Source organism: Actinomycetota bacterium (assembly GCA_030776725.1).
GTDB lineage: Bacteria > Actinomycetota > Nitriliruptoria > Nitriliruptorales > JAHWKO01 > JAHWKW01.
Genome location: JALYHG010000047.1, coordinates 29,056 through 39,734, shown reverse-complemented (window position 1 = coordinate 39,734; position 10,679 = coordinate 29,056). Strand labels below are relative to the sequence as shown.

Genomic DNA, 10,679 nt, shown 5'->3' with positions numbered 1-10,679 from the left:
ACGCTGCGCAACGTCGCCACCGCGACCGCGACCGGCGTCGTTCCGGTGACCGGGACGGTCTCCCACCCCGTCGCGGCGGTGCCCGGCGGTGAGCCGCAGCTGAGCCTGGCCAAGACCGCCAGCGTCCCGGCTGCCGCGCCCGGCGACACGGTCACGTTCACGGTCACCGTCGCCAACCTGGGGGCGGCCACCGCCCGGCAGGTGGTCCTGACCGACCCCACGCCGACAGGTCTGGAGTACGTCCCGGCCAGCACGTCCCGCGACGGGGCGGCGGTGGCCGACGTCGCCGAGGGTGGCAACCCCCTGGCGGATGGACTCGCCCTGGGCGACCTCGCCCCCGGCCAGGTCGTGGTCGTGCAGCAGGCGCTGCGGGTCGCCTCAGCCGCGCCCGGCGCGGCCGTCATCAACCTCGCCACGATCACCACCGCGGACGCCGACCAGCCGGCCAGCACCGCAGTGACGCTCCCGATCACGGCATCCGGCGCCCCGCCGGCCGGGCAGCTCCCCGCAACCGGGGCCCGTGACAATCCCCGCGAGACGCTGGTGATCGCGCTGTGCCTGTTGACCATCGGCGTCGCGATGATCGAGATCTCGAGCTGGCCGGCGCTGCGGCCCTGACGATCGCGAGACCGGCGGGCGGATGAGCCGTCACCATCCCCGCCCTCGCGTCGGCGCGTGGATCCGCGCGGCGATGGTCCTGATCCGGGCCCTCGGCCCGCGCCGGCCGGTGGGGACGGCGGTGACCCGTCACGACCTCGTGCTGGCTCCCGGGCCCCCCGACGTCACCGGTCACCTGTGGATCCCCCCCGGCGCTCCGGCCCCCGCGATCGTCCTGGCCGCGGGTGTCACTCCCCGGGGCCCCGACGATCCGCGGGTGGTCCGTTTGGCCGACGCGCTGACCCGCTCCGGCCGGGTGGTGTTCGTCCCCGCGATGGAGTTGCCGCGCCAGCGCATCGCCGACGCTGACGTCGAGCGACTCGTGCGGGCGGTGCTGGCCCTCCACGCCAACCCGGCGGTGCGAGGCGGTGTGACGCTGCTCGGCTTCTCGTTCGGCGGGTCGTTCGCGCTCCTGGCCGCAGCCGATCCCCGTCTGCGCGACCGCGTGAACCTGGTGGCGACCTTCGGCGCGTACGGCGACCTCGCCGGACTCATCCAGGCGGCCACCACCGGGGTCAGCACGGTCGGCGGCCACGCCCGCCCGTGGTCGGGCCACGAGCGCGCCGCCGCCGTCCTGAAGGCCCGCCTCGATGGAACGATCAGCGCCTACCTCGGCGGGGCGTCCCCGGATCACCACGCTGCCCTCCGGGCCCTCCTGGACAACGACGACCCGGACGCGGTGGCGGACTTGATCGCGTGCCTGCCGGCCCCGTTCCCCGCTCTGGTCGAGCGGCTGTCGCCGGTGCGCGTCGCCGGACACGTCCACGCACCGATCATCTTGGCACACGCGGTCGATGATCCGACGATCCCGCCCGCTGAGCTAGCCCGCCTGCAGCAGGCGTTCCCCGACGCCCGCACCCACCAGGTACGGCTGTTCACCCACGTCGACTTCGCCCCGACGCTCCGGCAGCTGCGCCAAGCCATCGCCGATCTCCGCGAGAGCTGGCGCTTCGCGGCAACGGTCCTGGCCGCCGGCGACGCCGCAGACGGCGTGCGCTCAACTGGCGCTTAGGACCAGAAGGCGGCGAGGACGTCGTTCACCGCCTGCGGTCGCTCGATCGGAGGCAGGTGCGCGGCCCCGTCGACGACCTCCAGACGTGCGCCGACCCGCTCCGCCAGCGGCCGCATCGTGTCCGGCCCAGTGAGGCTGTCCTCGCTCCCGGAGATGGCGACGATCGGCTGCTTGAGCTGCTCCACGACGTGGGTACGGTCGGGACGCTCACGCATCCCACGCTGGGCCGCGACGATCGTCTCCACGCGTGTGCCCTCGATCATGGTGCGTAGCCGTGCGCGGGGTGTGACGTCGGCGTCCGCGGCCAGCAGGGTCCCGAGCATCCCGTCGGCGAACGCGCCCCGCCCCTCGGCGACCACCGACTCGATCGCCTCGTCGCGGCGGGCACGGCCCTGTTCATCGTCGGCCTCCGTGCGTGTGGAGATCAGCGCCAACGACCGGACCACCTCCGGGTGGCGTTCGCACAGTGCGAAGGTCACGTAGCCGCCCATGCTCAGCACCACCACGTCAGCACGGCCGTCGCCGTCGTCGAGTTCGGCCACGAGCGCAGCGAGGTCGTCGGCGTGGCGCTCCATGGTCAGCACCGTCGCCGACGTCGGGTCGGAAGCGCCGAAGCCGCGCAGGTCGGGGGCGACGCAGCGGCGGAGCGACGCCAGTCCCTCCAGCTGATCGAGCCACAACGTCGAGTCCATCGGGAAGCCGTGGATCAGCAACGCCAGCGGCCCCTGCCCGGCGCTGCGGTAGTGCAGCCGGGTCCCTTCGATGGCGATGTACGGCACAGCCTGACCTCCCCCACCCATCCTGCCAGAGCGGCGCCGCGGTCGTGCAGCCCCGCGTGAGCGGCCCGCTTCTGGGGGGGGAACCACGGCCGACCTCTCCGCGCGCCCTCGATGACAGGTTGTGCGCTTGGCGCACCATGGCGAGGCAGGGGCAGGAGGCCGAACGGCCCGCGTCGAACCAGGACCAAGAGCCGGAGAGGCTGCCGAGCGGGTGCTCTTTGAGGGGAGGGCATCATCTCTGCCGCGTCTCCGGCTCCATCTTCTCCCCCCGGTACCCTGGTGATGATCCCGCCGCCGTCCGCGGCGACCCCACGCAAGACCAGGAGTCGAGCATGCCCGAGTCACACGCAGACCGGATCGCCGAGCTGCGGCGCCGCCTCGAGCACGTCAAGGAGTACCTTTGACCTGCCGGGCAAGCGCGCGCGGGCCAGCGAGCTGCAGGACCGGGCCGTCGCCCCCGACCTGTGGGACCACCCCGACAGGGCCCGCCAGGTCACCACTGCGCTGTCACGCCTCGAGGATGAACTCGCCCAGGTCGACCGCCTGACCGCCACCGTCGACGATCTAGAGGTCCTCGAGGAACTCGCGCAGGAGGAGGACGACGCGGGGGCCTCAGCCGAGGTCGCCAAGGGCGTGGAGGCGTTGGTCGCCGAGCTGGACCGTCTGGAGGTCGCCACTCTCCTGTCCGGTGAGCACGACGCCTCGGACGCGATCGTGTCGGTCCACGCCGGCGAAGGCGGCCTCGACGCGATGGACTGGGCACAGATGCTGCAGCGCATGTACCTGCGCTGGGCGGTTGGGCGCGGCTTCGACGTCGAGGTCCTCGATGAGCAGTTCGGGGAGGAAGCCGGGCTGAAGTCCACGACGTTCACCGTGCGTGGCCGCGACGCGTACGGGTTGTTCAAGGCTGAGCACGGCGTGCACCGCTTGGTGCGGATCTCGCCTTTCGACGCCAACGCGCGGCGTCAGACCTCGTTCGCGCTCGTCGACGTGGTCCCGGAGTTCCCCGAGGTCGACGCCGAGGTCGACATCCCCGAGGAGGACATCCGCGTCGACGTGTACCGGTCGTCGGGGCCCGGCGGGCAGAGCGTGAACACCACCGACTCGGCGGTGCGCCTCACCCACGTTCCCACCGGCCTGGTCGTGTCCTGCCAGAACGAGAAGTCGCAGCACCAGAACAAGGCGGTCGCCCTGCGGGTGCTCAAGGCCCGGCTCGCCGAGCTGGAGCGCCAGAAGCGCCAGGACGCCCTCGACGAGCTCCGCGGCGCGACGCAGAACGTCGGCTTCGGCTCGCAGATCCGCAGTTACGTCCTGCACCCCTACCAGCTGGTCAAGGATCTGCGCAGCGGGTACGAGACCGGGAACATCAACGCGGTGCTCGACGGGGCCCTCGACGAGCTGATCGAAGCGGAGCTGCGGCGCCGGGCCGCAGAACGTGCAACGCATCGACCAGCTGGCCAGTGACTCCGGCGGATTCGGACCGCTCGTCGGTGACCGCTGCCTCTGCGGCCGACGTGAACCGACGGTGCTACCCTGCGCCGCCGCGGCCCCCCCGCGTCGTGCCCCTCTCCAGACGGTCGGCCTGTGATCACGCTGCGCAACGTCACCAAGTCGTACAAGGGCGGCATCGTCGCCCTCAAGGACGTGACGCTCGAGATCGGTAAAGGTGAGTTCGTCTTCGTCGTCGGCCCGTCCGGGTCAGGCAAATCCACGCTGATGCGGCTGCTGACCCGCGAAGAGCTTCCCGATGAAGGCGACATCTACGTCGCCGGGAAGAACCTGAACACGCTCAAGCGGTGGAAGGTCCCGCTGCTCCGCCGAGAGATCGGCTTCGTGTTCCAGGACTTCAAGCTGCTTCCGAACAAGACCGTTGCGGAGAACGTCTCGTTCGCCCTGGAGGTGATCGGCAAACCGCGCCAGATCATCAACAAGCGGGTCCCTGAGGTGCTCGAGCTGGTCGGGCTTTCAGAGAAGAGCGACGCGTTGCCTCACGAGCTGTCCGGTGGCCAGCAACAGCGGGTCTCGATCGCGCGAGCGTTCGTGAACGCCCCCCGGATCCTGCTCTGCGACGAACCAACTGGGAACCTCGACCCGCACACGTCGGTCGGGATCATGAAGCTGCTCGACCGCATCAACCGCACCGGCGCCAACGTGGTGATGGCAACCCACGATCAGCAGATCGTCGACTCCATGCGCCGCCGCGTGGTCGAGCTCGAGGGTGGGATCGTCGTCCGCGACCAGTCGCGGGGCGTGTACGGCTACGGCGGATGAGCACGGACGCAGTCACGGAGCGCGCGCGGTGAGTCCACGCCTGACCTACCTGTTGCGGGAAGCCATCAACGGCCTCGGACGCAACCTGCTCATGACGATCGCGGTGATCCTGTCGGTGTTCGTCTCGCTGACGTTGCTGGGGTCCTCGATGCTGTTCCAGGATCAGGTCGAGGTCGCCACCGACGAGTGGTACGGCAAGATCGAGCTGTCGGTCTTCCTGTGCGACGGTCGTAACTGCGACCCGATCACGCCCGACCAGCAGGAGCAGCTGCGCAAGGATCTCGAGCAGGATCCGCTGGTCGCCCAGGTGTTCTACGAGTCCAAGGCCGAGGCCTACGAGTCGTTCAAGCGCATGTTCAAGGACCAGCCAGACTTCGTCGAGTCGGTCACGCAGGACGCCCTGCCGGCGTCGTTCCGGGTGAAGCTGGTCGACCCCCAGCAGTTCAGCGCCATCTACGAGAAGTTCAAGGCCCGTCCGGGCGTGGAAGAGGTCGTCGACCAGCGTGAGACGCTCAACCCCATCTTCGCGTTCATCGACAAGGTCCGTATGGGGGCTCTGGTCGTGGCGATGGTCCAGCTCGGTGCGGCGTGCGTGCTGATCGTGAACACGATCCGCGTGGCCGCTTTCGCCCGCCGCGAACAGACCGGGATCATGAAGCTGGTCGGCGCGTCGAACTGGTACATCCGGCTGCCGTTCGTCCTCGAAGGCGTGTTCGCGGGCCTGGTCGGGGCGCTCCTGGCCTGGGTCGTGCTCCTCCTGACCGTCCCCGCGATCACTTCGTCGCTGCGCAGCACCGTCAGGTTCATGCCGTTCATCGGGTTCGACGAGGCCATGCGAGTCGGTCCTGTGCTGCTGGCTGCAGGTGTTGTGATCGCGGGCATGTCATCGATGGTGGCGCTGCGGCGCTTCCTCGACGTCTGAGTTCTCGAACGCTGCGCTCCAGCGTCTTCCGGCTGCGCTGGGGTTCGACCGTCCACGGCGTCAAGGATCACGCCCAGCCCGTCGATACCTACCCGGGCTCGCAGCTCGCCTGTGGATCCTGATGGAGTCTGTTATTCGTGTGTTACCGTGTGGCTCGCATGAGCTCGTGTGTGGCCGTGGGGCTAGGGTGACGTGGGAAGGAGGTTCGTGTGGCGACGCGCCGTGCCGGTCGGCTGACGCGGTTCGGAGTGTGGCGCCTCACGATCGCGGCCGTCCTGATCGTCACGGCCCAGACCGCCGCGGTGGGCCAGCCGTCGTCCGCCCCGGCCGAGCGCCTGCGTGAGACACGTGAGGAGCTCGACCGCGCACGGTCGAGCTTGGAGAGCGTGGAGGAGCAGGTCGGCTCCGTGGCCGCGCAACTGCAGGTCCTCGACACGCAACTGGCTGCGGCGTCCCGCGAGCTCGCCGCCCTCCACACGCAGCTGGGCACCGCCCGCGACGCGCACCTGGCGGCCGCCGCCCGCACCGCGGACCTCACCGTCCGCCTGGAGTCCGAGACACAACGGCTCGAGCGTGTGGTCGCCGAGCTGCAGGAGCGTGAGCGTCGGTTCGGCCGCCGCGTCGCTGCGACCTACAAGTACGGCACGGTCTCCTACGCCGACGCCTTCGTCCAGTCGCGCGACTTCAGCGACTTCCTCACCAGCTACCACTACGTGCGTTCGGCGCTCGACTTCGAGGAGGCGCTGATCGACGAGGTGTCGGCGCTGACGCAGGAGGTCCGCCAGCAACGCGCTGAGGTGCACAGCCTGCGGCAGGACGCGGTGGAGCAGCGCCAGACCGCTGCGGAGGCGGAGGCGGAGGTCAGGCGGCTGACCCAGGAACAACGCGCGCTGACCGAGCGCGTCGCCGCTGATCGGGCTGAGCGCGCCAGGACGCTGTCCGAGCTGGAGGCGAGCAGAGAGAGCCACGAGCAGCTCGTCAGCACACTGCAGGCCGAATCCGACCGGCTGGCGGCGGAGCTGCGCCGCTCGCAGTGGCGCGCTGGGGCGGCGCCGGGTGCGGGAACGCTGGCCTGGCCCACCGACGGGCGTCCGGGTTCGGGGTACGGATGGCGTACCCACCCGATCTTCGGGACCCAGCGCTTCCACGCGGGCGTCGACATCGCCGGCCCCATCGGCCAACCCATCGTCGCGGCGGCGGACGGGCTGGTGGTGGGGGCCGGGTACCGCGGCGGGTACGGCCTCACCGTCGTGATCGATCACGGGGGCGGGCTGGCCACCCTGTACGCCCACCAGTCGCGGCTGGCGGTCTCCCCGGGCCAGATGGTCGACAGAGGCCAGAAGGTCGGCGAGATCGGCTCCACCGGGTTCTCGACCGGGCCGCACCTGCACTACGAGGTCCGCGTGGGCGGTGAGCCCCAGGACCCGATGCGCTGGTACTGACGGGCGCGGCAGGGGCCCGCCGGTAGCCTCGCGTCGTGTCAGGGTCCAGCAGCAACGGCAGCCACGGCGACCGCACGGTCGCCGTCAACCGCCGGGCTCGCTACGACTACGACCTCGGCGACCGGTACGAAGCCGGCCTGGTCCTCGAGGGCACCGAGGTCAAGTCCCTACGGCAGGGCAAGGCGTCCCTGGCCCAAGCGTGGGTCAAGATCGACGAGTCGGGCGAAGCCTGGCTGATGCAGGCACACATCCCGGAGTACCAGTACGGCCACCGACGCAACCACGACCCCACCCGGCCGCGGAAGCTGCTGCTCAAACGCCGGGAGCTGGACCGGTTGGCCGGGGAGTTCCACAAGACGGGCAGCGCCCTGGTTCCGACCGAGCTGTACTTCCGCGACGGGTACGCCAAGCTGGCGTTCGCCGTCGGAGGCGGCAAGGACAAGCACGACAAGCGGCGCGATCTGGCGCGCCGCGACGCCCAACGGGAGGTCGAGCGCGCCCTGAAGCAGCGTGGCCGGCGGTAGGTGTCGCGGCCGGACGTTCGGCTGACCGAACGGGATGTGCCGGGGAACACCGCCGGGACATGTGGCGTTACGCTTGGTACGTGCCGGCCGATGTGGCCGTTGCGCCGATCGTTGACAACTTCAGAGCGGCCCACAACGCAAGACACCTGGGGCTGAGTGGCTTCGACCGTAGTCTTAGCCGGCGCCCGGGGAGCGAGCCGAGGAGCCGACGCTGCCTCGTTAATCCGCGTCGGAACCAACAACTGCCAAACCAACACTGGCACTGGCGGCCTAACAAGGCGCGCCTGTCGGACTCCCGACGCCCTGTAGGGAGATCCCGGCATCAGAAACAGGGCTCCACCGGCTGACCTGGCCACCGGGCCAGTCGGGAAATCGCAGGTGGCTAGGGATCCGAGAGCTGCCTGGCTCCGGAGCACCGGATCCCGAAACCTGATCCGGAACCTACGCTCGTAGAGCCTCAGCGTCGGGATTGCGGGACCCGGGTTCGACTCCCGGCAGCTCCACCAGACCCCGACAGACGCACCCGCGACGGCCACCAAGGGCCTGACCGGGCAGGGCACCGCCTGCATGAAGGCCGCAAGGGCCCTCAACGCGGCGTTGTCCACGCGTCATCGCTTCAAGGGCCGCTCTGTCCCACCATCGGTGAGCGTCCAGCCCGCGACCGCGTGTCGCGGGCTGTTGGGATCGTGAGCCGTTCGCCTGCGACCGCGGATCCTCGGCGCCAGCCCAGCGCCGGTCTGCCCGCGCCCGTCTGTCGCGGCGGCGAGGCCCGTGACCTGTGCCTGCGTCCCGGCTACGGTGTGAGCGGTCGAGACCACTCGCGGTGCTCGGGAAGCGGTTGAGGGTCGCCCCGCCCGGCTGGCGCGAGGCAGCTGCCCCGTACTCAGACGATGAGCCACGGTCGGTGGCCGACGTCGACTCGCCGGAGGCGGTGCAGGTCGTGCGGGAGTGGAAGCAGCGGCACAAGGCACGCTGATGTTGATCGGTGGCCTGCAGTGCGACACGGTCTGGGAGGACCGCGCGGCGAACTTCGAGCGGTTGAGGCCGGAGATCGGCCGCGCGGCCGCGGCGGGGGTCCGCCTGCTGGTCCTGCCGGAGCTGTTCTCCACGGGCTTCTCCATGGCCACCGATCGCATCGCCGAACCCGTCGACGGGCCCAGCGCCAGCTTCCTGCGCGAACAGGCCATGATCCACGGGATGTGGGTCGGAGGGTCGGTCCCCGAGCGCCCCGCCGGGGCGGACCGTCCCTTCAACACGTTCGTGCTGTCCGCGCCCGACGGGCGCCTGCACCGCTACCGCAAGATGCACACGTTCACGGCCAGCGGCGAGGATCAGCACTACGCCGCCGGCGATGGCCCGGTCACGGTCGAGGTCGGTGGGTTCCGCACCACCCTGTTCGTCTGCTACGACCTGCGCTTCGGAGAGGGCTTCTGGGACACGGCCCTCACGACCGACCTGTACCTCGTTCCGGCCAACTGGCCGGAGGTCCGCCGCACACACTGGACGACGCTGCTGCGGGCACGCGCCATCGAGAACCAGGCGTACGTGCTGGGCGTCAACCGCGTCGGCCGCGACGGCAACGACCTTTCCTACGTAGGCGATACCCTGGTCGTCGGCCCGTGGGGTGAGGTGCTGGCAGCTGCGAGCGGTGGTGAGACGTTGGTCATGGCCCGTGTCGATGCGGCCAGCGTCCAGGAGGCGCGTGAGCGCTTCCCCCTGCTGCAGGAGCGGCAGGGGCCTGCCGGCGCCGACGCTGCCTGGTTGACCTGAAGGACGCCACGACGGAACCTTCACGGGGGAACGCACGTTGGCCAGCGCACCAGCCGAGAGAACATCCCAGACGCGGGTGACCGTCGCGGTCGTCCGCGCCTCCTGAGGAGCCAGGATGGAAGCCGTCGACTCCACCATCATCGAGGTCGCTGCACTCGCGGAACTCCTCGAGCGGGCCGCAGGCCGGGGCTACGTCCTGCTGTCAGAGCTGCACGAGCTGCACGATCCGCTGACGCAGCCGGAGTCCTGGGTGGACGAGATGGCCCAGAGCGTCCGGGACCGGGGCCTACAGGTCGTCGACGACCTGTCGGAATCGGAGATCGGAGCCGAACGGCCCGAAGCCCAGCCGATGAGCGCCTCGTCGGATCCGATCCGCCAGTACCTCAACGAGATCGGCCGCACTGACCTGCTGACCGCCGAGGACGAGGTCAACCTCGCCAAGCGGTACCAGGCGGGCCTGCACGCCACCCGCATCGTGAGGGGCGGGATGAAGCTCGTCCCGCGGCGCAAGGCGATGCTGCTGTCGATCATGCGTGACGGCGCGAACGCCAAGGACCACATGATCCGCGCCAACCTGCGGCTGGTCGTATCGAACGCTCGTAAGTACCGGGGCCGTGGGCTGGACCTCCTCGGCCTGATCCAGGAGGGCAACCTCGGGCTGATCCGCGCGGTCGAGAAGTTCGACCACACCAAGGGCTACAAGTTCTCCACCTACGCCACGTGGTGGATCCGACAGGCGCTGCAGCGCGGGTTGGCGGACAAAGCCCGCACCGTGCGGCTGCCTGCCCACGTGTTCGAGACGCTCGGCAAGATCCGCTTCGTGGAGCTGGATCTGCTGCAGCAGCTGGGCCGTGAGCCACACGAGGACGAGGTGGCGGCCGAGCTGGACATGAGCGTGGAGCGACTCCGTGAGATCCGTCAGGCCGCCCAGGACGTCACGTCCCTCGACACACCGGTTGGTGAGGACGGCGACGCGACCTTGGGCGAGCTCGTCGCCGACGAGGAAGCGATCGACCCGTCGAAGTCGGCGACGTCGGTCTTCACCCAGGCGGAGGTCGCGGCGGCGCTGTCGGCCCTCGACGCGCGCGAACGCGCCGTCCTGATGTGGCGCTTCGGGATGATGGACGGCGAGGAACACACCCTCGAGGAGATCGGTGAGCAGTTCGGTCTCACCCGTGAGCGGATCCGGCAGATCGAGAAGAAGACGCTCACCAAGCTGCGCCACCCCGCTCGCGCGTTCCGGCTGAGGGGACTACTCGAGGGCACCGACATCGGCCCGAACTGACCGACTGCGATCGGGTC

General features: G+C 70.1%; 10 protein-coding genes and 1 other RNA gene. 10 read left to right on the top strand and 1 reads right to left on the bottom strand.

The genetic code is table 11. From position 1 onward, the window contains the following. Together M3N57_02020 and M3N57_02015 are read left to right on the top strand one after the other, a co-directional pair. Window positions 1-618 (top strand): DUF11 domain-containing protein (locus M3N57_02020; protein MDP9021478.1); only part of this gene is annotated, 618 nt, incomplete at its 5' end. A 22-nt stretch (window positions 619-640) separates the two neighbouring features. Further along, complete coding sequence (locus M3N57_02015; GenBank protein ID MDP9021477.1) at window positions 641-1,669, top strand: dienelactone hydrolase family protein; 1,029 nt, start codon at window positions 641-643, stop codon at window positions 1,667-1,669. Here M3N57_02015 and M3N57_02010 read toward each other — a convergent pair. Next, window positions 1,666-2,448 carry an alpha/beta hydrolase gene (locus tag M3N57_02010; protein ID MDP9021476.1) on the bottom strand — a complete coding sequence of 261 codons (783 nt, stop codon included), beginning with the start codon at window positions 2,446-2,448 and terminating at the stop codon, window positions 1,666-1,668. The genes M3N57_02015 and M3N57_02010 overlap by 4 nt on opposite strands. A gap of 332 nt (window positions 2,449-2,780) precedes the next feature. Between M3N57_02010 and prfB the strand changes: the two genes are divergently transcribed. The 8 genes from prfB to M3N57_01970 all read left to right on the top strand — a co-directional run bounded on the left by prfB (window position 2,781) and on the right by M3N57_01970 (window position 10,662). Further along, window positions 2,781-3,912, top strand: a protein-coding gene (gene prfB / locus M3N57_02005; GenBank protein MDP9021475.1) for a peptide chain release factor 2 whose coding sequence is annotated in 2 segments (ribosomal slippage) — window positions 2,781-2,849 and window positions 2,851-3,912 — 1,131 coding nt in all. Because the reading frame shifts where the segments join, the coding sequence is not laid out codon by codon here. Window positions 3,913-4,032: 120 nt separating this feature from the next. Further along, entirely contained in the window at window positions 4,033-4,719 is a 687-nt protein-coding gene (gene ftsE, locus M3N57_02000) for a cell division ATP-binding protein FtsE (protein MDP9021474.1), read from the top strand. A 28-nt stretch (window positions 4,720-4,747) separates the two neighbouring features. Then, window positions 4,748-5,641: a permease-like cell division protein FtsX gene (gene ftsX, locus M3N57_01995; protein ID MDP9021473.1), complete on the top strand. Its 894-nt coding sequence runs from the start codon at window positions 4,748-4,750 to the stop codon at window positions 5,639-5,641. Window positions 5,642-5,850: 209 nt separating this feature from the next. Continuing rightward, the gene (locus tag M3N57_01990) at window positions 5,851-7,083 is read left to right on the top strand and encodes a peptidoglycan DD-metalloendopeptidase family protein (GenBank protein MDP9021472.1); all 1,233 of its coding nucleotides are present in this window, start codon (window positions 5,851-5,853) and stop codon (window positions 7,081-7,083) included. 35 nt (window positions 7,084-7,118) lie between these two features. Next, entirely contained in the window at window positions 7,119-7,607 is a 489-nt protein-coding gene (smpB, locus tag M3N57_01985) for an SsrA-binding protein SmpB (protein ID MDP9021471.1), read from the top strand. A 148-nt stretch (window positions 7,608-7,755) separates the two neighbouring features. Next, window positions 7,756-8,113, top strand: a transfer-messenger RNA (tmRNA) gene (gene ssrA / locus M3N57_01980). 469 nt (window positions 8,114-8,582) lie between these two features. Next, complete coding sequence (locus tag M3N57_01975; protein ID MDP9021470.1) at window positions 8,583-9,377, top strand: carbon-nitrogen family hydrolase; 795 nt, start codon at window positions 8,583-8,585, stop codon at window positions 9,375-9,377. Between the two features lie 115 nt (window positions 9,378-9,492). Beyond that, window positions 9,493-10,662 (top strand): sigma-70 family RNA polymerase sigma factor, encoded by a 1,170-nt coding sequence (locus tag M3N57_01970; GenBank protein ID MDP9021469.1) that lies wholly within the window; start codon window positions 9,493-9,495, stop codon window positions 10,660-10,662. Window positions 10,663-10,679 lie beyond the last annotated feature (17 nt).